The organism is Streptomyces sp. Y7, from assembly GCF_043195415.1.
In the GTDB taxonomy this organism is placed as follows: Bacteria; Actinomycetota; Actinomycetes; order Streptomycetales; family Streptomycetaceae; genus Streptomyces.
The window spans coordinates 1-22063 of the sequence record NZ_JBIDDQ010000003.1 but is presented as its reverse complement, the minus strand read 5'-3'; the positions used below and the strand labels follow the sequence as shown (position 1 = coordinate 22063).

The 22063-nt window shown below is 72.2% G+C and carries 16 protein-coding genes, 2 tRNA genes and 1 pseudogene; 11 read left to right on the top strand and 8 right to left on the bottom strand.

Annotated features, from left to right (window positions below):
- Nucleotides 1–89: 89 nt before the first annotated feature.
- The 3 genes from ACGFW6_RS11175 to ACGFW6_RS11165 all read left to right on the top strand — a co-directional run bounded on the left by ACGFW6_RS11175 (nucleotide 90) and on the right by ACGFW6_RS11165 (nucleotide 1651).
- Nucleotides 90–479, top strand: a complete 390-nt coding sequence (locus tag ACGFW6_RS11175) for a hypothetical protein (protein WP_393507029.1) — start codon at nucleotides 90–92, stop codon at nucleotides 477–479.
- A gap of 160 nt (nucleotides 480–639) precedes the next feature.
- A complete protein-coding gene (locus ACGFW6_RS11170) occupies nucleotides 640–1125 on the top strand; it encodes a hypothetical protein (RefSeq protein ID WP_393507027.1) in 486 nt (161 codons plus the stop codon).
- Between the two features lie 133 nt (nucleotides 1126–1258).
- Nucleotides 1259–1651: a DUF3592 domain-containing protein gene (locus ACGFW6_RS11165; RefSeq protein WP_393507025.1), complete on the top strand. Its 393-nt coding sequence runs from the start codon at nucleotides 1259–1261 to the stop codon at nucleotides 1649–1651.
- A 142-nt stretch (nucleotides 1652–1793) separates the two neighbouring features.
- On the opposite strand, the gene ACGFW6_RS11160 is transcribed toward ACGFW6_RS11165, so the two are convergent.
- Nucleotides 1794–2225 (bottom strand): hypothetical protein, encoded by a 432-nt coding sequence (locus ACGFW6_RS11160; RefSeq protein WP_393507024.1) that lies wholly within the window; start codon nucleotides 2223–2225, stop codon nucleotides 1794–1796.
- 455 nt (nucleotides 2226–2680) lie between these two features.
- On the bottom strand, nucleotides 2681–3547 hold the full coding sequence (locus tag ACGFW6_RS11155) for a bifunctional DNA primase/polymerase (RefSeq protein ID WP_393507022.1): 867 nt from the start codon (nucleotides 3545–3547) through the stop codon (nucleotides 2681–2683).
- A gap of 376 nt (nucleotides 3548–3923) precedes the next feature.
- On the opposite strand from ACGFW6_RS11155, the gene ACGFW6_RS11150 reads away from it, so the two are divergent.
- The 6 genes from ACGFW6_RS11150 (at nucleotide 3924) to ACGFW6_RS11125 (ending at nucleotide 9697) form a co-directional block, all read left to right on the top strand.
- A complete protein-coding gene (locus ACGFW6_RS11150) occupies nucleotides 3924–4250 on the top strand; it encodes a hypothetical protein (RefSeq protein ID WP_393507020.1) in 327 nt (108 codons plus the stop codon).
- Between the two features lie 321 nt (nucleotides 4251–4571).
- Complete coding sequence (locus ACGFW6_RS11145) at nucleotides 4572–5543, top strand: bifunctional MaoC family dehydratase N-terminal/OB-fold nucleic acid binding domain-containing protein (RefSeq protein WP_393507018.1); 972 nt, start codon at nucleotides 4572–4574, stop codon at nucleotides 5541–5543.
- Between the two features lie 29 nt (nucleotides 5544–5572).
- Nucleotides 5573–5995, top strand: coding sequence for a MaoC family dehydratase (locus ACGFW6_RS11140; protein ID WP_393507814.1), 423 nt, complete (start codon nucleotides 5573–5575; stop codon nucleotides 5993–5995).
- Nucleotides 5992–7158 (top strand): lipid-transfer protein, encoded by a 1167-nt coding sequence (locus ACGFW6_RS11135; RefSeq protein ID WP_393507016.1) that lies wholly within the window; start codon nucleotides 5992–5994, stop codon nucleotides 7156–7158. The genes ACGFW6_RS11140 and ACGFW6_RS11135 overlap by 4 nt, the downstream gene beginning before the upstream one ends.
- Nucleotides 7159–7304: 146 nt before the next feature.
- Complete coding sequence (locus tag ACGFW6_RS11130) at nucleotides 7305–7865, top strand: SigE family RNA polymerase sigma factor (RefSeq protein WP_393507014.1); 561 nt, start codon at nucleotides 7305–7307, stop codon at nucleotides 7863–7865.
- 188 nt (nucleotides 7866–8053) lie between these two features.
- Nucleotides 8054–9697 carry a long-chain fatty acid--CoA ligase gene (locus ACGFW6_RS11125; RefSeq protein ID WP_393507812.1) on the top strand — a complete coding sequence of 548 codons (1644 nt, stop codon included), beginning with the start codon at nucleotides 8054–8056 and terminating at the stop codon, nucleotides 9695–9697.
- 193 nt (nucleotides 9698–9890) lie between these two features.
- Here ACGFW6_RS11125 and ACGFW6_RS11120 read toward each other — a convergent pair whose 3' ends face one another.
- Together ACGFW6_RS11120 and ACGFW6_RS11115 are read right to left on the bottom strand one after the other, a co-directional pair.
- On the bottom strand, nucleotides 9891–14324 hold the full coding sequence (locus ACGFW6_RS11120; RefSeq protein ID WP_393507012.1) for a PAS domain-containing protein: 4434 nt from the start codon (nucleotides 14322–14324) through the stop codon (nucleotides 9891–9893).
- Between the two features lie 359 nt (nucleotides 14325–14683).
- Nucleotides 14684–15178 (bottom strand): SSI family serine proteinase inhibitor, encoded by a 495-nt coding sequence (locus tag ACGFW6_RS11115; RefSeq protein ID WP_393507010.1) that lies wholly within the window; start codon nucleotides 15176–15178, stop codon nucleotides 14684–14686.
- 170 nt (nucleotides 15179–15348) lie between these two features.
- Between ACGFW6_RS11115 and ACGFW6_RS11110 the strand changes: the two genes are divergently transcribed.
- Together ACGFW6_RS11110 and ACGFW6_RS11105 are read left to right on the top strand one after the other, a co-directional pair.
- A tRNA-Ser gene (locus ACGFW6_RS11110) sits at nucleotides 15349–15439 on the top strand.
- Between the two features lie 220 nt (nucleotides 15440–15659).
- A tRNA-Arg gene (locus ACGFW6_RS11105) sits at nucleotides 15660–15732 on the top strand.
- Nucleotides 15733–15841: 109 nt separating this feature from the next.
- Here the strand turns inward: ACGFW6_RS11105 and ACGFW6_RS11100 are convergent.
- The 4 genes and pseudogenes from ACGFW6_RS11100 to ACGFW6_RS11085 all read right to left on the bottom strand — a co-directional run.
- Nucleotides 15842–16870, bottom strand: coding sequence for an MASE1 domain-containing protein (locus ACGFW6_RS11100; RefSeq protein ID WP_393507008.1), 1029 nt, complete (start codon nucleotides 16868–16870; stop codon nucleotides 15842–15844).
- Between the two features lie 5 nt (nucleotides 16871–16875).
- Nucleotides 16876–17730, bottom strand: a complete 855-nt coding sequence (locus ACGFW6_RS11095; RefSeq protein ID WP_393507007.1) for a PP2C family protein-serine/threonine phosphatase — start codon at nucleotides 17728–17730, stop codon at nucleotides 16876–16878.
- Between the two features lie 113 nt (nucleotides 17731–17843).
- Nucleotides 17844–20810 carry a SpoIIE family protein phosphatase gene (locus ACGFW6_RS11090; RefSeq protein ID WP_393507005.1) on the bottom strand — a complete coding sequence of 989 codons (2967 nt, stop codon included), beginning with the start codon at nucleotides 20808–20810 and terminating at the stop codon, nucleotides 17844–17846.
- A 433-nt stretch (nucleotides 20811–21243) separates the two neighbouring features.
- Nucleotides 21244–21714 (bottom strand): annotated as a pseudogene (locus tag ACGFW6_RS11085) (GtrA family protein); the annotation flags it as partial.
- Nucleotides 21715–22063: the final 349 nt, after the last annotated feature.

Genomic DNA, 22063 nt, shown 5'->3' with positions numbered 1-22063 from the left:
AGTGATCGCTCACGACGCCTGTCACGCATGGGATGCGTGTCCAATTAGCGCCTATGCGTTACGCATATGCGCAGCTACTCTGCGTGTCCATGGGGAAAGTAGTGCGTCTGTACTGGGGATACATGGTGGCTGCCGGCTTGGTCGTTGCTTGGAGCCAGCAGTGGGCCTTGCCGGTGATCGTGGCTCTGTCGCTCGGCGTCTCGGTCTATGCCGCCTTCCAGGTGCCGGTCTGGTGTGGAGCGGTCAACCGAGATGGGCAGACCTACTGCCGCAACAACGCTTATGGCGTGTTGATGGGGTGCTCGAAACGTCAGCACAGGTGGCAGAAGCTCAAGATGATCGTTCTGCGCAGCAAGGTCGGGAACGTGAGTCGCTCCGTCTTTCCCACGGCCAAAGAGAAGTTCAATGGCGTCCTCGCCGTAGGAGGGCTGCTGTCGGCTGTCGCCGCAGTGATCGTTCCCGCTGTCACTGGTGGCTGAGCCGGCGCTAGGGGGTACCTGGCGTCGTGTCGAGGCGCAAGCGGGAGTGGCCCGGTACTTCGCAAGTCTTGAACGTGTTCAATTTGCATGCCAAGGTGGCTGCGAAGAGCACACGGCGAGGGAGCGGGGAATCGGGATGGGGGTCGCTCGGCTTGGCAGAGTGCTCGGTGTCTCGCTGGTCGGCGGCGTGTTGTGCGCGGCGCTCTCCGGTTGCTACAGCCTCGCCGCTGCGATCCATGACCCTCCGCAGCCTCCCGGCACGCCCCAGGTCGTGACCGACGGCCAACTCGTGGGCACCTGGAGGGATGAAGCGGGCGGCAGCATCACCTTCGCCGCGAACGGAACCTTCGCCGCCACGGAGATCTGCGGCGAATTCCTGGACTGGTCGGGAGACGGCCCCGGGCAGGAGGACTCCCGTCCGAAGACCGGGAACGGAACGTGGGAAGCGCTGACTCCGGCCCCCTTCGAAGAGTCCACGTCCCGTACTGAAGTGACCATCCGGTTCTCCGGCTCAGACGTGCGCGCCGAGTACGAGGCTGCGGGGACTTCGCGGTATCCCGAGCTCTGGACGTACGTAGGAGAACTCGATGACTACAACCTGTGCACCTTGAGCCAGCGCTCATCACCGTCCAGTGCAGGCGGCTGAGGCCTCCGGTCGGCAGGAAACGGGTGCGGGGCCCGGGAGCATGAACCGAATCCTGGCCGTGTGCGTCGTGTGGGGAGGGAAGGCGGGCCGAGGCGGCCGCCGGTCCCCGTGAACCTGCGGAGGAAGCATGGTGATGAGCACGGGCGTGTGGCTCTGTGCGCTTGCGGGGGCGGCGTGCATGGGCGCCGCGATCCGGGAGCGAACCGTGGTGAGCAGGCTGCGCCGGAACGGCACGCGGACGGAGGGCACCGTGGTCAGGGTGCTGGTCGACTCGGCGGAGGGGACCCAGACGCCGGTCATCCGGTTCACCGACGCGGGCGGCCACCTGATCGAGTTCACCCCGAGCGCGAGCGGCATAGGACTCGGCCTTGCCGCCGGCACCACCGTTCCGGTCGTCTATCCGCTCGGCAACTCGCACGAGGCGCGCGTGTTCACCGCACGGCACCGGGTGCTCCCGTCCCTGCTCAGCGCATTCGTGGGCGCCATCTTCCTGGGCGTGGCCGTGGTGATCGCCCTGACGGACTGAACCGCTCGGGCGGGACCATCGTCGGCTGGAAGTCGGCTCCCACTGCGCGCAAGCCGGGCCTCTCCCCGTACCCGCCCACCGCATCCGCCTGCGCGCCGGGCCTCTCGGCGTCCCCGCCACCCCATCCGCCCGCGCCCCCGCCCTACAGCTCGAAGTCCCGCGCCAGTCCCTCCCAGTCGACCTCCCGCAGCGCGTCCTCCGCGTCGCAGCCCGAGGGCACGCGGGTCGTGGGCTGGAACCAGATGATCGTCAGGGCGGAGCGGTGCAGGACGGGGTCGTGGGCCGGGTCGAGCGCGGTGGAACGGAACGCGCCCACGCACGCCACCTGCGGCAGCACCTCGACCGGGCCGAACGCGCCGGCGTACTGGTCGGGATACTCGCGCGGCGGCGGCACGAGGTGCACCGGTGCCAATGGGTGGGCCCGTTCCGCCGCGCTGACGAGGCCCTTGATCTTCATCTCGTTGACGGGCTTGCACGGGTAGCCCTCCAGCAGGCCGCCGTACGTCGAGGAGAGCCGCAGCTCGGAGAGGTCGAGCGAGCGGCCGGACGTGAGGACGACCCTGGTCAGCGACATGGTCGGCACTCTAGGGCGGTGGTGCATCGAGCTCCCGTGAATTTCAGGGCCGGTCAGTCGCCCGACACCGTGGAGGTCGGCGGCCTCACGCCGTCGGGGCGATCGTTCGCGTGCGGGGGCGGGGGCGGCTGCTTGCGTACATCCGCGAGGGCGGTCAGTTGCATGTGCGTTTCAGATGGGCGGTCGGCCGCATGTGCTCGTCAGATGGGGCTATCGGTCGCATGTGCGCTTCAGATGAGCCGTCGGTCGTATGTGCTCGTCAGATGGGCGGCTGTCCGTCTCCGTGGGGTGAAGGTGGTCTCCGTGGGGTGAACGGGGTCTCCGTGGGGTGAACGTGGTCGGGTGCGTCCGTCGGTCAGGCCGTGCACGCGCGCGTGCGGCTGTACGAGGGGCTCGCGCACGGACGTCCGTCGACGCGACGCGGCGCGACGCGGCGACGCGTCGACGGACGTACGTCAGGGCCGATGCCCCGTCATCCGTGCCGCCGACGCGATCGTCGCGCGGGCCTCGCGTTCGGTCAGGCCGGTGTTGAGGGCCGCCTCGACGAGCGGTTCGACGAGGGCGGAGCCGATGCCGTCCTCGTAGGCGCGGCAGGCCGCCCAGAACAGGCGGGTGTTGCGCTGGCCCTCGTGCGCGGCCAGTACGAACTGGACCAGGCCCTGGCCGTGACCGCCGGCCGACGGGGGCGCGGGGTGGTGCGTGCGAGGTGGGGGGAGCAGTAGGCGCAGGAGGGCGCGCGGGCAGCGCGCGGGGGCGATGTGGGCAGTGCCGGGCGCGGTGCTGTAGACGCCGTGGTCGGTGCGGGAGCCGGGGCCGACGAGATAGCCGCCGGCGCCCCGGATGTCGATGCCCGGTGCGAGGCGGCCCGCCGAGTTGGGGACGACGACGTCGGGCGGGCCGGTCAGCCAGAGGTGGCGGCCGCCGCTCGGGGTCAGGACGACCACGGTGGGCGGGATCGTGAAGAGGTGGCGCAGCGCCAGTTCGCGCAGGGCGGCGGAGGAGTCCGTACCGGATTTGGTGTCGAGGTCGACGCCGATCAGGTGGTGCGGTGGCAGCCCGCAGGCGATGCCGTAGCCGGTCGCCCAGGGGGCGGCGGCGAAGAGTTCGCGGATGCGGGCGGGGTCGGTGGAGGCGTCGTAGACGCCGTGCCCGAGGCGGCCGCACTCGCCGTGGCAGGGCGCGGGGTCGGGGTCGTCGCGGTGGGGGGAACGCAGGGCCGGGAGCTTCGTCCGGGACAGGGGGATGACGGCCAGGCCGCGTTCGGCGGCTGACAGGGCGTGTGCGAGGGCCAGCGTCGTGGCCTGCCGGTCGGTGGTGGCCATGCCTCCATGTTCGTACGGATGTTCGAAAAAGGAAAGGGGGATGGGCCGCGACCCGCCGACGACTCGCCGGTGGGCGGAGATTGGCCGGAACCGCGCCGGAACCTTTCACCCCTTGTGGCGCTTGAGGTGGACCTGTCCGTACTGCCCCGTACGGGGAGTTGGGAGTGGTGAAAGGGGTTTATCGACTTGTCATCACGCTTGAGGGCGAATCACCGCTTCCGGGGTGGTTCGCCGGGGATTCGGTGGGCAACTCTGATCTCGCGACGTCGTGAACGACTCCGGGGCGGTCGGCCAACTGCCCGGGAAGAAGCCGTACTTCATGCACCACAAAAGCGTCCGGCGGGGAGCCTGGGCGCACCTGTTCTGGAGGAACAACATGGCAAGCATCCGTACTGCCCGCGTCATCGCAGCCGTCTCCGCCCTTCCGCTCGCGGTCGCCCTGTTCTCCGGCGTCGCGACGGCGGACAACGGCGCCATCGCGGACAACGGATCCAGCGCGGCTGTCACGAACGCCGCTCAGGGCCTCATCGGCAGCGGGGTCGGCGGCGACAACTGGGGCAACTCGTCCACCACCCAGCAGCAGGCGACCGGCTCCGGTGCCTCGAACCAGAGCAACACCGCCCAGGTCAACGGCTCCGCCTTCACGTCCGTCAACCAGGGCAACGACAACACGTCGGTCAACTTCACCCCGCTCTGGTGGTGAGCTGAGGGGGTCGGTGCCCCGGTGCTCAGGCATCGGCCCCCTCGGAACTGTGGGTGTGCTGTGGGGTGTAACGCGTCTGCGCGGCGGTACTTCGGTACCGCCGCGCAGGCGTTTTCGGCTGTTGTGGCGCCGGTCCTTCGGGGGCTGCGGCCCGGGCGCGACCCGTCGGCCTTGACAGTCCACTGCATCTGACGGACAGTCAGAAATCTTGCTGTGCCGGGCGAAAGTTCCGCGGAACTCGTGGGAACCGGATCGGCGGTCGCGGTGTACCAGAAGTGTCAGTGCGATGCGCCGTGGGGCGATGAGGACGAGGGGGCGACAGTGGGTTACGGGCCGGGGGTGCGCCACGAGGTGGCGGCGGACGACGAACTCGACACGCGGTTGAAGGCCTTCGAGGGCCGCCCCGCCGCGGTGGCGCGTGCGGGCAAGGACCCCGTGAACGCGGCCATGATCCGGCACTGGTGCGAGGCGATGGGCGACACCAACCCGGCCTACCGCGGCCCGGACGCCATCGCACCGCCCACCATGCTCCAGGCGTGGACGATGAGCGGCCTCACCGGCCAGCCGGGCCGCGCCCACGCCTACGACGAGCTGCTCGGCCTCCTCGACGAGGCGGGCTACACCTCGGTGGTCGCCACCGACTGCGAGCAGGAGTACCTGCGGCCCCTGCGCCCCGGGGACGAGATCACCTTCGACTCGGTCGTCGAATCGGTGTCGGAGAGGAAGACGACGAAGCTCGGCACCGGCTACTTCGTCACGACCCGCATGGACCTCCATGTCGGCCCCGACCTCGCCGGCACCCACCGCTTCCGCATCCTCAAGTACAGGCCCGGACGGCCGGCGGGACAGCCGCAGCCCTCCCGTGACCGTCAGCAGCGGCCGGCCCGCCCCCGCCCCGTCGTCAACCGGGACAACGCCGGCTTCTGGGAAGCTGTCCAGCAGCGCAGACTGCTCATCCAGCGCTGCACCGCCTGCGGCACCCTGCGCCACCCCTGGCTGCCCGGCTGCAACGCCTGCGGGGGCCTGGAGTGGGACACCGTCGAGGCGTCCGGCGAGGGGACGGTCTACTCGTACGTCGTGATGCATCACCCCCCGTTTCCGGCCTTCGACCCTCCTTACGCGGTCGGCCTGATCGAGCTCGCCGAGGGCGTGCGGATGATCGGCAATGTGCTGGGGGTGCCGTACGAGAAGGTGCGGATCGGGATGCCGGTGCGGCTCGCATTCCACCCGTACGACGAGGAGTCGGTGCTGCCCGTCTGGCGTGCCCCCGACGCCGAGGAGGCTGTCGCATGAGCGGCGACGAGGGGACGGCGGTGCACCGGATCAGGGCCGGTGAGGAACTGGCGCCGCTGGAGATCCCGATCACCCGCACCCTGATCGTCGCCGGCGCCATCGCCTCCCGCGACTACCAGGACGTGCACCACGACCCGGAGTTGGCCCACCGGAAGGGCTCTCCCGACATCTTCATGAACATCCTCACGACGAACGGCCTGGTCGGCCGGTACATCACCGACCACTTCGGACCGACGACCGTCCTGCGCAAGGTGGCCATACGACTCGGAGCACCCAACTACCCGGGAGACACGATGGTGTTGACGGGCCGTGTCGAGGAGGTCGACGGTGACACGGCGACGGTTCGGGTGGTCGGGGCCAACGGCATCGGCAAGCACGTGACCGGCACGGTGACCGTCACCGTGCCGGCGGGTGACCCGTCCGGCACCGCGTCCGCGGAGGGCCCGGCATGAGCGTGCGCGAGCGGGACGCCCTCGGCGGCAGGGCGGCGATCGTCGGCATCGGGGCCACCGAGTTCTCCAAGGACTCCGGACGCAGCGAGCTCCGGCTGGCCGTGGAGGCGGTACGGGCCGCGCTCGACGACGCGGGGCTCACGCCGGGGGACGTGGACGGGCTGGTGACGTTCACGATGGACACCAGCCCGGAGATCACCGTGGCGCAGGCGTGCGGGATGGGGGAGCTGTCCTTCTTCTCCCGCATCCACTACGGCGGCGGCGCGGCCTGCGCGACCGTGCAGCAGGCGGCCCTCGCGGTGGCCACGGGGGTCGCTGACGTGGTGGTCTGCTACCGGGCCTTCAACGAACGGTCGGGCCGCAGGTTCGGCTCGGGCGTGCAGCAGCGGGAGCCCTCGGCGGAGGGCGCGGCGCTCGGCTGGTCACTGCCGTTCGGACTGCTCACCCCGGCGTCCTGGGTGGCGATGGCGGCGCAGCGCTATCTGCACACGCATGGGCTGATGCCGGAGGCGTTCGGGCATGTGGCGGTGGTGGACCGCAAGTACGCGGCGACGAACCCGGCCGCCTACTTCCACGGCAGACCGATCACCCTCGCCGACCACGCGGCCTCACGCTGGATCGTCGAGCCGCTGCGGCTGCTGGACTGCTGCCAGGAGACCGACGGCGGCCAGGCCCTGGTCGTCACGTCCGTCGAGCGGGCCCGGGACCTCCCGCACGCGCCGGCCGTCATAGCAGCCGCGGCCCAGGGCGCCGGCCGGGGGCAGGAGCAGATGACGAGCTTCTACCGGGACGACCTCACCGGCCTGCCGGAGATGGGCGTGGTGGCGCGGCAGCTGTGGCGGACGGCGGGCCTGGGACCCGGGGAGATCGACGTGGGGATCCTCTACGACCACTTCACGCCGTTCGTGCTGATGCAGCTGGAGGAGTTCGGGTTCTGCGCGAAGGGGGAGGCCCCGGGCTTCGTGGCCGAGGAGCGGCTGCCGCTCAACACCCACGGAGGACAGCTCGGGGAGGCGTATCTGCACGGGATGAACGGCATCGCGGAGGGGGTGAGGCAGGTGCGGGGGACGTCCGTGAACCAGATATCCGGGGCCGAGCGGGTACTGGTGACGGCCGGGACAGGGGTGCCGACCTCAGGGCTGGTGCTGGCTGCCGACGGGTGACCCTCAGGGGTAATCCCGCAGTAGGTATCCCTCCCTCGTCCACCTTCAGGAGGTGGAGCCGGCCCCACCCCTACAACCTGAGGCGGACGCGGCTTCGGCACCTGCGGCCGATCCGCAGAAGCAGGGCTCGCTCATAGCGTGGAGCCATGACCACACCCGTCTGCACCCGCGCTTCCGACGCCGCGACGCGGTCCCATCCGAGCGCGACGTATCCCTCCTTCACGTCGTACGTACGGGCCCGCCAGCCGGTGCTGCTGCGTACCGCCCGCTCGCTCACGGCGAACCCGAGCGACGCTGAGGATCTGCTGCAGACCGCGCTGACCAAGACCTACGTCGCCTGGGAGCGCATCGAGGACCATCGTGCCCTCGACGGCTATGTGCGCCGGGCGCTGCTCAACACCCGCACGTCGCAGTGGCGCAAGCGCAAGGTCGACGAGTTCGCCTGCGACGAGCTGCCCGAGCCGGAGCCGCTGCCCGGCCAGGACGCCGACCCCGCGGAGCAGCAGGCGCTGCACGACGCGATGTGGCGCGCGATCATGCGGCTGCCGGCGCGGCAGCGGGCGATGGTCGTCCTGCGGTACTACGAGGACCTCAGCGAGATGCAGACGGCCGAGGTGCTCGGGGTCTCCGTGGGCACCGTGAAGTCGGCGGTGTCGAGAGCGCTCGGCAAGCTGCGCGAGGACCCGGAGCTCGTGCTCGTCCGCTAGGGACGGCACACGGCCGCTGGTGAGCCCCTCCCCCTCGCCACCCTTAGCGGCACAGCTCTGTGAACGCAACGTGACATGATCGATCGCCCGGCCCTAGTGACATACCGCGCGGTATGCGCGCAGAATCTCCGCAACCCTTACCACCGCGTAGGCAATGTCGCCCCCGGGAGGACGCCGTGCTGAGCACCATGCAGGACGTACCGCTGCTGATCTCGAGGATCCTGGCCCATGGGTCGACGATCCACGGCACATCGCAGGTCACCACCTGGACCGGTGAGGCAGAGCCGCACCGTCGTTCCTTCGCCGAGGTCGGTGATCGTGCGGCCCAGCTGGCGCATGCGCTGCGCGAGGACCTGGGCGTGACCGGCGACGAGCGGGTCGCGACCCTGATGTGGAACAACGCCGAGCACGTCGAGGCATATTTCGCGATCCCGTCCATGGGCGCGATCCTGCACACCCTCAACCTGCGCCTCCCCGCCGAGCAGCTGGCCTGGATCGTCAACCACGCCGCCGACCGCGTCGTGATCGCCAACGGTTCGCTCCTCCCCCTGCTCGCCCCGCTGCTCCCGCACCTCAAGCCGGTCGAGCACGTGGTCGTGGCCGGCCCGGGCGACCGTTCCCTCCTGGAGGGCGCCTCCGTCCAGGTCCACGAGTACGAGGACCTGATCGACGGCAAGCCGACCACGTACGACTGGCCGGAGCTGGACGAGCGGCAGGCCGCCGCCATGTGCTACACCTCCGGCACCACGGGCGACCCGAAGGGCGTCGTCTACTCGCACCGTTCGATCTACCTGCACTCCATGCAGGTCAACATGACCCAGTCGATGGGCCTGACGGACCAGGACACCTCGCTCGTGGTGGTGCCCCAGTTCCACGTCAACGCCTGGGGCCTGCCGCACGCCACCTTCATGACCGGCGTCAACATGCTGATGCCGGACCGCTTCCTGCAGCCCGCACCGCTCGCCGAGATGATCGAGCGCGAGAAGCCGACGCACGCGGCCGCGGTGCCCACCATCTGGCAGGGCCTGCTCGCCGAGCTCACCGCGAACCCCCGGGACGTCTCCACTCTCGGCCAGGTCACCATCGGCGGCTCGGCCTGCCCGCCCTCGCTCATGGAGGCGTTCGACAACCTCGGCATGCGGGTCTGCCACGCCTGGGGCATGACGGAGACCTCCCCGCTCGGCACGGTCGCCCGGCCGCCGGCCCACGCGGTCGGCACGGACGAGGAGTTCGCGTACCGGCTCACCCAGGGCCGCTTCCCGGCGAGCGTCGAGGCCCGGCTCACCGGTCCCGGCGGCGAGCGCATCCCGTGGGACGGCGAGTCGGCGGGCGAGCTGGAGGTGCGCGGCCCGTGGATCGCCGGCGCCTACTACAACGGCCCCGACGCCGAACCGCTGCGGCCCGCGGACAAGTTCAGCGAGGACGGCTGGCTGAAGACCGGCGACGTCGGCACCATCTCCTCCGACGGCTTCCTCACCCTCACCGACCGCGCCAAGGACGTCATCAAGTCCGGCGGCGAGTGGATCTCCTCGGTCGACCTGGAGAACGCGCTGATGTCCCACCCGGACGTCGCCGAGGCCGCCGTGGTCGCCGTCCCCGACGAGAAGTGGGGCGAGCGCCCGCTGGCCACGGTCGTCCTCAAGGAGGGCGCCGACACCGACTTCGAGGCACTGCGCAGCTTCCTCGCCGACGAGGGCAAGATCGCCAAGTGGCAGCTGCCGGAGCGGTGGACGGTCATCGCGGCGGTGCCGAAGACGAGCGTCGGCAAGTTCGACAAGAAGGTGCTGCGCAGGCAGTACGCGGAGGGCGGGCTGGACGTCACCAAGCTCTGACGGAGGGCGTCAACCAGCTCTGACTGAGGACGTCAACCAGCTCTGACTGAGGACGTCACGGAGCTCTGGCGGAACGTCGTCACCGAGCTCTGGCGGAACGTCGTCGCGGGGAACTGTCGTTGGTCGGCCGCGGGTTGTCCGTGGCTGGTCGCGCAGTTCCCCGCGCCCCTTTTCGGGGCGCCTCCAGCGGGGCCTAGTTGGTCCCGATCCGGGACAGCAGGTCCACGATCCGGGCCTGTACCTCGGGGCTCGTCGAGCGCTCCGCCAGGAACAGCACCGTCTCGCCGGAGGCCAGCCGAGGCAGGTCGGCCTGGTCGACGGCGGCCGTGTAGACGACGAGCGGGGTGCGGTTCAGCCGGCCGTTCGCGCGCAGCCAGTCCACGATCCCGGCCCGGCGCCGGTGCACCTGCATCAGGTCCATCACGACCAGGTTCGGCCGGAAGTCCCCCGCCAGCATCACCGCGTCGGTGTCACTCGCGGCCCGCGCCACCTGCATCCCACGCCGCTCCAACGTCGCCGTCAGCGCCAGCGCGATCTCCGCGTGCTCCTCGATCAGCAGGACGCGCGGCGGGTGCTGCTCGCTGTCCCGGGGGGCCAGCGCCTTCAGCAGTACGGCGGGATCGGCGCCGTACGCCGCCTCCCGCGAGGCCTGTCCGAGCCCCGCCGTCACCATCACCGGCACCTCGGCCGCCACGGCCGCCTGCCGCAGCGACTGAAGCGCGGTCCGGGTGATCGGCCCGGTCAGCGGGTCCACGAACAGCGCGGCCGGGAACGCCGCGATCTGCGCGTCGACCTCCTCGCGCGAGTGCACGATCACCGGCCGGTAGCCACGGTCGCTCAGCGCCTGCTGGGTCGTCACATCCGGCGCCGGCCACACCAGCAGCCGCCGCGGGTTGTCGAGCGGCTCCGGCGGCAGCTCGTCGTCCATCGGCTGCGGACGCGGGGTGTCGGCCACCTCGACGGCACCGCCCGGCCCGTCCAGGGGCTCGGGGCCCTCGGCGGCGTTCTCGTCCGGCGCGCCTATGGCGTACGACCGTCCGGCCGCCTCGGCCGCCGGTGCGAGCCGCGACTGTCCGGCCATCGACGGCTGCGGCTGGGGCTGCCCGGCCGTCGACGGCTGCGGCTGGGCCGCGGGCGCCGGCTGCTCGGCCGACGGATGCGGCCGCGCCGCCTGCTCCACCGAGCCACCGGCGCGCGTGGCGGGGTCGGGCGGCGTACCCAGCTTGCGGCGGCGTCCGCCGTTGGTCTGATGCGGGGGAGGCGTTGCCGACGACTGCGCTGCGGGCGCGGGCTGCTGCACCTGAGCGGCCTGCCGGGTGAAGGGCACGCCCTGCCCCAACGTCCGCACACTGATCGCCCGGCCCTGCGTCGAGTTCGGGTCGACGGAAGCACCGGAAGCACCGGGCCCGGCGGGAGCGGCGGCCTCGGCCGGAAGCGGCTGCGCGGCCCGCTGCCGCCCACCCGCTGCGGCCTCCGGCGGCAGGGGAGTTCCCGGAGCGGGCGTGCCCTGCCCCTGCTGCGCCGGGCCCGGCTGCGCGGCCGGTGCCGGCTGCGGAGCGTTCGGAGTCGGCGGAACGGGGGCGGCGGCACCGTGTGGCGCCATGGGAGTCCCCGCGCCCGGGGTGTCGTCGGCGGCAGGCCACGGCTGCGGGGCCGGGAGACCCTGAGCGGGGACGCCCTGCGCGGGTGTGCCCTGAGCGGGGACGCCTTGCGCGGGTGTGCCCTGGCCCGGGACGCCCTGACCGGGAGCCGCCTCGGCGGGCAGCGGTCGGGGAGCGGGCTGGGCCTGAGCCACGGCCTGGGCGGGCTGCCCGGGCGCCGGCAGGGCCTGCGCCTGCTGTGCCGGTACCGGCTGCCCCGGAGCGACCTGGCCCGGTGCGACTTGACCCGGAGCGACCTGGCCCGGAGCGACCTGGCCCGGAGCGACCTGGCCCGGCGCGACTTGACCAGGAGCGACCTGCGCCGGGATCTCCTGCGCGGTGGCGCCACCCGCCGGTGCGGGCGGGGCCACGGCACGTCGGCGACGCCCGGTCGGTGCACTGGTGGGGTGCGGCTGCGGCGGGGTGTGGTCCTCGGCCTGATCGTGCGGCACGGCATCGTGCCGGCCCTCGTCGCCCCGTACGCCTCCCGGCGTCCCCTGCCCCGGAATGGGAGCAACGGGCGAAGCCGGAGTCATCGCGGAAGCGGCAGCGGGACTCTGAGCCGGTTCGGCCCGGCCCGGTGCCTCCGGCGTCTCGGCGGGCGCACGGTCGGCCTCGGCCGGCGGCAGCGCGAACACCGTGCGGGGGCCCGCCTCCTGAGCCGCCTGCGCGGCCGCACTCCGTTCGGCCGCGGCGGCCAGGGCGCGCCGGCGCCGCCCGGTCGGCTGGGAGGCGTCGCCCGAGCCGCCCGCAGCGGACCCGGCACCGGCCGGGGTCGCGTCGGCGGCCGGTGCGGGCAGGGCGGGCGGCAGCGCGTGCTGCTCCCCGCCGTCCCGCCGGGCACGTCGTCCGCCGCCGGGGGCGGGCACGCCCTGCGGCGGTACGGTGCCGCCCAGGCCGTTCCCGGTCGCCGCGGCCCCTGCGGCGTGCTCGGCGGCCGTCACGACGGCGCCCTCGGAGACATCGTCGCCGCCGGCGTCGGCGGGCCGTCCGCGGCGCCGTCCGGTGCCGCCGGAGACCTCACCGCCACCGTCACCCGCGCCCGCGGGCAGCTCGGGAGCGGCCGCGGCCGCACGCCTGCGTCGTCGTCCGGTGGGCGCGGCGGCCTCGCCCTCGGCGGCGGCACCCTCGGCGTCGCCGCCCTCGGGCGCTTCGCTCTCCAGGAAGGCGTCCACGGAGGACCGCCGGGCCCGCCGCCGCCCGGTGCCACCACCGGCGGCACCGCCCTCGGTCCCGTTCGCCCCATGGGCCCCGTCGGACCCGTCGGACCCGTCCCCGGCCGTCTCGCCGACGGCGGGAACGGCGGCAACGGCGGCAACGGCCCCCGCCCCGCCTCCGATGGGCACTTCGAGGACGAACGCGCTGCCGCTCATCCCGGGCACCTCGTGCGTCTGCAGCACACCGCCGTGCGCCCGCACGATCCCGCGCACGATCGGCTCGTGCACCGGGTCTCCCCCGGGATACGGCCCGCGCACCTCGATCCGTACGACCTCGCCGCGCTGCGCCGCGGCCACCACGACGGTGTTGTCCATGTAACCGCCCGCCGACACGGGCGAGTTGCCGGTCGCGTCGACCCCGGCGACGTCCGCGACGAGATGCGCGAGCGCGGTGGCCAGACGCTGCGGGTCGACCTCGGCCTCGATGGGCGGCGCGTGCACGGCGAACTGCACGCGCCCCGGGCCGATGAGCTCGACGGCCCCGTCGACACCCGCGGCGACGACGGCGTCGAGCATCACCTTCGTACGGACGACCTGATCGGTACCGGAGTCCAGCTGCTGGTAGCCGAGGACGTTGTCGATCAGCGTCGTGATCCGCGAGTAGCCGGCCGAGAGATGGTGCAGCACCTGGTTGGCCTCGGGCCACAACTGCCCCGCGTCGTCGGCGGCGAGCGCGGCCAGCTCGCGGCGCAGCTCGTCCAGCGGCCCGCGCAGCGATCCGGCGAGCAACGTCAGCAGCTGGTCGTGCCGGCCGGACAGCGCCTCGTACCGGTCCTTCTCGCGCTCGCCGAGAGCGGCGTAGCGGTCCTCGCCGGCGGCGAGTTCCTCGGCGTGCCGCTCCAGGAGCTCCTCGACCTCGGTGACGTGCTTCTGCCGCAGGGCGGTCAGCTCGGAGGCGTGCTCCTCGGCGAGCCGTTCGAGTGCCTCCTCGTGCTGCTTCTGCGCGGCGTCCTTCTCCTCGGCCAGCGTGTCGTAGGGCCGCCGGTCGGTGAAGGTCATCACGGCGCCGACGAGCTGGTCGCCGTCGCGCACGGGCGCGGTCGTCAGGTCGACGGACACCTTGGAGCTGTTCTTGGACCACAGCACCTGCCCGCGCACCCGGTGCTTGCGGCCGGACCGCAGGGTGTCGGCGAGCGGGGACTCCTCGTACGGGAAGGGCGACCCGTCGGCGCGCGAGTGCAGGACGAGCGTGTGCAGCTCGCGTCCGCCGAGGTCGCTGGCCCGGTAACCCAGTATCTGGGCGGCGGCCGGGTTGACGAGGACGATCCGCCCGTCGGTGTCGGTGCCGACGACGCCCTCGGACGCGGCGCGCAGGATCATCTCGGTCTGCCGTTGCGAACGCGCCAGCTCGGCCTCGGTGTCGACGGTGCCGGAGAGGTCCCGCACGACGAGCATCAGCAGCTCGTCGCCGGTGTAGCCGTAGCCGTCGTAGGCCTGGCCGCCGTTCTCCAGATTCGCGGACGTGACCTCGACCGGGAACTCGCTGCCGTCGGTGCGCCGGGCCATCATCCGGGTGGGCTTGGTCCTGCCCTGCGGGTCCATGTGATCGGGCCGCCGCATGGACCCCGGGATCAGCTTGGAGTCGAACTGCGGCAGCAGATCGAGCAGCCCGCGCCCCACCAGAGCGGTCCCCGGGGCCTCGAAGGCCTCCAGGGCGATGGTGTTGGCGTTCACGACGGTCCCATTGGCGTTGACCAGCACCAACGCATCGGGCAGCGCGTCGAGTATGGCTGCGAGGCGAGCAGCGCCTCGGGATGGCCTGCTGCTCACGAGACGCTTCCTCCCTGTTACCGCACCTTGCCGACCGCTCGGGCCATCTTGCCAACCGGCCCGCGGCGTGTCACGCGAGGGAGTCTAAGGGCTGGGGTTGCGCTCGCGACGCCGGATGAGAGGGAGGTCGCACGACGAAGTGACCCAGAACGTATGACCGCCTGTGCCGCCGTCCTTCCCGTGTCCGCCCGGTGTCCATGCCGACTTCGCGAGACCTTCGCGGGACTTTTGCGGATCCGGTGCGTCCGGTATGGAAAGCCTGTGCGACGGGGGACGCGTGACGCCGATGCCGGACCGCACATCGGACCGTCGTCTCATCGACGTCCGCTCAGCACCGATCGACGGCCTTCGCCGCCGCTCTACGCCCGCTGTCCTTGCGCCCGGAGGTCGGGAAGGAGCGGCACGAGGCGGTTCCAGCGGGCGATCTCGCACCCGTCGCTGCGGTCGAAGCGGGCGTCGACGGGGCGTCCCGCCCACCTCCCGGTGACGTGGGCGGTGGCCGACCCGCCGTACTGCATGGTGCAGAGGGTGTCCTGCGGTACGGGGGCGAAGGCGTCCTCGCCCCAGCGGGTGCCGCGGTCGAGCGCGGCGCAGGCGTCGGCGGCGTCGGGGTGGTCGCCGCCGGCCGGATGGCAGGTCAGCTCATGGGTCCCGTCGGCTCCGCCGCCGGCGCCGCGGACGGTGACGGTGAGGTGGTCGTCGGCACGCGCCGGGCCCTGGAGGGACGGGACGGCGGAGGGCGCGGCGGTGGCGGGCGCGACGGCGGTGAGGCCGGCGGCCGCGAGCGTGCCGGTGGCGGTGAGGAGGGTCCGGCGGAGGCGTCCGGCCCGGGCGGAACGGTTGACCTGCAACATGACCTGACTAACGCCCCACACCGTCGGACGTTGCGGCCCCTCGCAGCACACCGGGTAGGGCTTTGCCCTGCGACCTCTCCGCCTAGTACCGTGGGAGTCGATTGGTGACAGCACGCTCGACTGTGTCATCATCTGCACGCACCACTCGCGCTCGCGCGGGCGGCTGTGCTGGAGGCGTCGCCTAGTCCGGTCTATGGCGCCGCACTGCTAATGCGGTTTGGGCCTTAAAGCCCATCGAGGGTTCAAATCCCTCCGCCTCCGCGCTCGATCACGAAGCCCCGGTTCCTGGAACCGGGGCTTCGTCGTTCACGCAGCTCGGACCACCCGTCCGCCGCCTGCCCGTCGAGCGCCTCAGAAGGCGTTTTCGCAGGTCACAAGGGGTGGGCCAAACGGATTTCACATGGCGGCGGCAGTCATGTAATGTTCTTCCTGTCGCCGCGAGCGGGCCGGAAGGGCCGGGAGCGGCGGGAAAACACAACAAGCACTCGTAGCTTAACGGATAGAGCATCTGACTACGGATCAGAAGGTTGCAGGTTCGAATCCTGCCGAGTGCACACAGAACAGAGGCCCCGGAGAAATCCGGGGCCTCTGTCGTTGTGCGTGAAGTGCCGGGGTGCGGCCCACCGTTCGGTGGGGATGAGGCCGACCGGCGGTCGGTGGGGGCTACTTGTCGTCCTTGTCGTCCTCCAGCCGCAGGGCCGCGTGGTGGTCCAGGGGCCGGTCCGGGACCAGGCGGGTCAGGGCCTCCGTGAGGCGTTCGCAGGCTTCTCTCAGGGCGCGGACCGTGTGGTTGCGTTCGGCGATGGTGGCGGACAGGAGCAGGGACGTCAGGGCCACGGTGCCGTTGAAGGCCTGGAGGATGACCATCTTCGCCAGGAGGTCCTGGCCGGAGAACGGGCCCACGTCCTCCGCGCCGGCGATGATCGCGACCACCGAGGTGATCAGTGCGCAGGGTGCGGCGCCCTGGAGTTGGAAGCGGAAGGCCGCCCAGATCAGGAAGGGAACGACGAGGAAGAGGAGGTTGAGCGGGCTGCGGGTGGCCACGAGGGAGGCCACGGTCGTGCCGGCCAGCAGGGCCGCCGCCTCGACCCAGCGCAGCACGGGCACGTCATGGGGCCGGCGCAGGGTGCGTGCGGCCAGCAGCAGGGGTGCGATGACCAGGACACCCATCGCGTCGCCCGTCCACCACACCGACCAGGTCGGCCAGAAGTCGTCGGCCGTCAGCGCCTCGGAGGCCACGAGGACCCCCGTGCCGATCGTCGCGCTGATCAGCATTCCGCCCAGGGCGCCGAGGAAGATCAGGGCCAGGGCGTCCTGGAGCCGGTCCAGCGCGAGACGGAACCGTACGCGGCGCAGCAGGAGGCAGGCGCAGACCGGGGCGATCGTGTTGCCGGCGACGATGGCGAGCACGGGCAGGATCGACGGTCCGAGCGGCGCGTTCACGACGAACGCGCCGAGCGCGATGCCCGGCCACATGCGCAGGCCCCACATCAGCAGGGCGACCAGGGCGATACCGGTGGGCGGCCAGAAAGGCGTGACCTGGCCCCGTACCAGCTGCTGCTCCAGACCCAGCTTGGCGCTGCCGTAGTAGGCGGCCGTGACGAGGGCCAGGCGCAGGGCGTGCTCGGCGTAGTCGCGGAGCCGTGGGCCCTGCGTCTTCTGCGAGGTCATGGGGGCGACCAGCCCGTACATGCCGCTCACCCTTCGCCGTAGTCGCCGTAGTCGCCGTCGTCGCCGAAATCTCCGTAGCGCAGGACGAGGACCGCGGCGTCGTCGCTGTGGCCGGTCAGGTCCGCGACCTTGATCACGCGGGCGGCCAGGTCCTCGGGCTCGGCGTCGCAGCCGTCGCCGACCAGGTCGGCCACCCGCTTCAGACCGTCGTCGATGGGATAGCCGGGGCCCTCCACCACGCCGTCGGTGAGCAGGACGAACGAGCCCGTCCCGGTCAGCCGCCGACGGGACGACGGATAGCGCTCGCCGGCGTTGATGCCGAGCGGCAGACCCCCGTCGTTCAGGACGATCTCGCAGCGGCAGCCGGGCGTGGCCCAGACCGCCGGGACGTGTCCGGCACGGGCGTCGCACAGCTCCTTGGTGGCCGGGTCGAAACGCAGGAACGTGCAGGTCACGAAGAGCTCGGAGGCCATCGCGACCAGCAGGTCGTTGGTGTGCGCCAGCACCTCGGCGGGATCGGTGGTGGCGGTGGTGACGGCGCGCAGACAGGTGCGCACCTGGCCCATCAGCGCCGCGGCGTCGACGTCGTGGCCCTGGACGTCCCCGATCGCGAATCCCACCGAGCCGTCCGGCATGCGGAAGCCGTCGTACCAGTCGCCGCCGATGTCCAGACCGATCCGCGCGGGCGTGTACCGGCCCGCCGCCCGCAGGCACGGCATGTCCGGCAGCTCGGCGGCGAGGACCTGGCGCTGGAGTGCGGCGGCGAGCTCGACCCGTGCCTGGTGGAACTTGATCTGGTCCAGTATCCGGCCGGTGAGATCCCCGAGCTCCTGGAGCAGCTCTCTGGTGGCACCGGCCGAATCGGTGCGGCGGTGGGCCATGGCATCACACCCCGGGTTCCTGCGGAGCGCAATATGCGGCGATACGTCGCATATGTGGCGCTTTCACGGTACCCCGCGGCGAGGGGAGGGTCCTGCCTGGCCGGAGAAGCGATTCAGTCCTGGTCGCCGAAGGTCAGCGCGTCCAGGTCCCCGTCGAAGTCCTCCCCCAGTCCCGGCAGACTCAGGAACATCCGCTCCAGCGGGTCGGGCGCCGGTTCCCGCGGCGCGTCCGGTACGGCGTCCGGTGCCGTCGGGAGGGTCTGCTCCGTCCAGATGCACTTGCCGGTCGGCGTGTACCGGGTTCCCCAGCGCTGCGACAGCGCGGTGATCAGCTGGAGTCCGCGGCCCCCCTCGTCCGTCTCCGTCGCCCGGCGTATGCGCGGCATGGTCAGGCTGCCGTCGAAGACCTCGCAGATCAGGGCGGCGCCGTGCAGGAGCCGCAGTCGCAGCGGGCCCTTGGCGTGGCGGATGACGTTGCCGACGAGCTCGCTCGCCAGCAGTTCGGTGGTGGGGGTGAGGGCCTCCAGGCCCCAGGCCGCCAGCTGCTTGCGGATCAGGGTGCGGGCCTGGCCCGCCGCCCTCGGGTCCTTCGGAAGCGGCCAGGACGCGATGCGGGAGTCGGGCAGCGCGTGCAGCCGGGCCAGCAGCAGGGCCGCGTCGTCCGCGGTCTGCTGGCCGGCGGGCAGCAGAGCCGAGGTGACCTGCTCGCAGAGCCGTTCCAGATCGGTGACCGTGCCGTCGGTGTGGGCGGTGCGCAGCACCTCGGCGAGGGCCGCCATGCCCTCGTCCATCTCCCGCTTCGACGACTCGACCAGTCCGTCGGTGTACAGCGCCAGCACGCTGCCCTCGGGGACCTTGATCTCCGTCGTCTCGAAGGGGGGCTCGGCCGCGCCGAGGGGCGGGTCGGCCGACAGGGCCGGGAAGACGACCGTGCCGTCCGGGTGCAGCAGGGCCGGCGGCGGATGTCCGGCCCTCGCTATGGAGCAGACGCGGGTCGTGGAGTCGTACAACGCGTACAGACACGTCACGTACGACTCCTCGCCCAGGGCGCCGACGATGTCGTTGAGGCGGCTCATGATCTCGTCGGGCGGCAGTTCGAGGTCGGCCAGGGTGTGGACGGCCGTGCGCAGGCGGCCCATGGTCGCCGCCTCCGGCAGGCCGTGGCCCATGACGTCGCCCACGACCAGGGCGACCTGGCCGCCGGACAGCGGGATGATGTCGTACCAGTCGCCGCCCACGTCCATGCCCTGGCCGGCCGGCAGATAGCGGGCGGCGGCCGTGCACGCGGGCAGGGCCGGCAGGCCCCGGGGAAGCAGGCTGCGCTGGAGCTCACGGGAACGGGTGTGCTCGGCGTCGAAGAGGCGGGCCCGCTCCAGGGCCTGGGCGACCAGGGCGCTGGTCGCCGTCAGCAGGGTGCGCTCCTCGTCGGTGAGGCGGCGCGGGTGGTCGAAGGTGACCGCGCAGATGCCGAAGGTGTGGCCGGAGGCCGTCAGCGGGAGCAGTGCCCAGGACTGCTTGCCGGCGCGGGCGGGCAGGTCGGCCAGTTCGGGGTAGTGGGCGGAGAACTCCTGCGGGGTGGACAGGAACAGGGGCGTGCCCGCCAGGATCGCGTCCCACAGCGGGCTGGCCTGCGTGCGCTCACGGCCGTCGAGCACGGCGAGGACGTCGTCCGGGTAGCCGACGGAGCCGACGGTGTGCAGTCGGTCGCCCTCCACGGTCTGCACGACGAGACCGGACGCCTCGAAGGGCGGCAGCACCCCGCGCGCGACCGCGTCCACCACGTCCGTCGACGTCGTCGCCTTGGCGAGGGCCGCGGTCAGCTCTCCTATCCGGGCGGCGCGTTCGGTGGCCGCCCGTTCGGCGGACCGGCGCTCCTCCTCCAGCCGCCGTCTCTCGGTGACGTCGGTGAAGTAGATGGTGCGGCCGTCGGGGCCCGGCACCAGCCGCAGATGGCACAGGCGCCCGTTCGGCAGCCGTACGTCGAAGCTCACCGACTTCTCCGCGGCGGCGGCCTGCCGGCAGCGGATCTCCAGGCCGGGCACCTGCTCGGCGGCGGGCAGGTCCCACAGCAGACAGCCGAACAGCTCCTCCTCGGAGAAGCCCAGGGTGCGCTCGGCCTCCAGGTTGGCGAAGGTGATGCGCCAGTCGTCGTCCATCGCCAGGAAGCCGTCGCTCATGTGGCGCAGGGCCCGGCTGAGCGCGTCCCGGGCGGAACGGGGTTCGCTGCTGTCCCAGCCCACCCCGATCATCCGGTGGGGTTCGCCCTGTTCGTCGAAGGTCGGTCTGGCGCGGGCCTGGGTCCAGCCCCAGGTGCCGTCCAGTTTGCGGACCCGGTACTCGGCCTCGAAGACGCCGCCGGTGCGGATCGCGCGATCCACCGCGGCCAGCGTCGGCGGCAGGTCGTCGGGGTGGACGCACCGCATCCAGTTCTCGACCTTGCCGGTGTAGTCCTGCGGGAGGGTGCCGTACAGCTCCAGGGCGGCCTCGTCCCAGATCAGTTCGCCGGTACGGATGTTCCAGTCCCAGGAGCCGACACTGACCTCCTTCAGGGACTGGCGCAGGCGCTCGCCGTGGTGCTCCGGCTGCCGCGCGGGCCGCACCGGGCCGGTCGGCGGCGGTGCCTGGCCCATCCGGTCCTCGGTCCAGGAGACGACGGCCCGCAGGAACTCCCAGTGGCCGGGGCCCGGTTCGCCGTGCCCGTCCATCAGGACGCTGAGGGCGCCCGTGCCCCGGTTGCCGCTGTACAGCGGCAGTGCGACGAGACCGGTGCCGGGCCAGGCGGCGTCCGGGGAGTGCGTGGCGCCGGCCGGGCTCAGCGGAACCCACACGCCGTCGCCCTCGCGGAGCGCGCGGGCCGGGGCCAGGGGGCCGTCCTGGCCGACGATCTCCCAGGACCGGGTGAGGGTCGGCGGGAGCCCGGCGGTCGACACCAGGCGCAGCGCGGACATCGGGCCCCGCAGGTGGATCATGCCGCCCAGCGCGCCCAGCTCGCCAACCGCGTGCTGGAGGGCCAGCCGGAAGACCTCGCTTTCCGCGACACCGGGGGTCACGGCGCTGAGCAGTGCCAGCCGAGCGTTCATGCCGCGGACTTTACCGTTCCGGCCTTGGGCAAAACCCCCGCTTCGCAAGATCCTCACGGGCACCGTGACGTGCGGCGACGGCCGTCAACAGACCGTGAAAGAAGCGGAGTTGGGCATTCGGGAGCGGGGTTGTGCGGCGTGGGCCGTTTCCGCGTCTCGGTGGCTAGGCGGCGGATGTGATCAACTCGGTTTGGACAGAGACCAGTTGACAGTGGACGGCCCGCACGTCCGTGCTCTTCCGGGGGGTCGCCACGGGCCGCGCCTGCGGCACGGTCCGTTCGCCTCGTACGGGCCGCGCGTTCGGCACGGTCCGTTCGCCCGGGACGGGTTGCGTCTGCGGCACGGTCCGTTCGCCCCGGACGGGCCGCGCGTTCGGCATGGTCCGTACGTCCCGGACGGGCCGCGCGTTCGGCATGGTCCGTACGTCCCGGACGGGCCGCTCGTCCGGCACGGTCCGTTCGTTCCGCTCGGCGAACACGAACAGCCGCAGGACCAGGAAGCGGCCGACGCCGGCCAGGCCGGAGGCGGTGAGGTAGACGCCCTGCTCCCAGAGCATGCCGGGCGAGTGCTGGACGGCGTGCAGGACGAACATCGCGGCGGTCGTGGCCAGATACGCGGCGGCGGCCGACCCGGAGGACTGCAGGTGGCGCCGCCAGTCGGGGCGCCGACCGGTGCCGAAGGTGAACAGGGCGTGCAGCTCGGTGCACAGCAGTGTGCCGGCGACGGTGACCAGGGCGTTCGCGACCGCCCAGGGCATCGCCGCGGCCAGCATCGGCACGGCCGCGCTGGAGAGCAGCCCGATGCCGCCGCCGCACACCACGAACCGGAGGAACGAGGAGAGGGGACCCGGCCTCGACGGGTTCGAGGGCGTCGGGCTCGGCCCGGACCGGCTCTGCGACTCCATGGCGGCTTCCTTCCGGGCGGGCGGCATCCTCAACGGGATCCAGCTCATCCCGGCCCGGCTTCAGCGCGCCCTCAGGCGGGCTTCAGCGGGTATCGCCCGGGTTTCAGCCGGGGCCGGCACCGACGAGGTTCGCCCGGGACCGACCGGTGCCAACGATGCCGTCGCGTACGGGCGGAGACGATGCAGTGGCCTACCGGATCGAGGGTGGGGCAAGCCCCCGGCCCGCCTGCCCGGCCTGCCCTGCCTGCCTGGCCTGCCCTGCCTGCCTGCCTGGCCTGCCTGCCTGGCCTGCCTGCCTGGCCTGCCCTGCCTGCCCGGCCCGCCTGCCCGGCCCGCCGCCCGGCCCCCC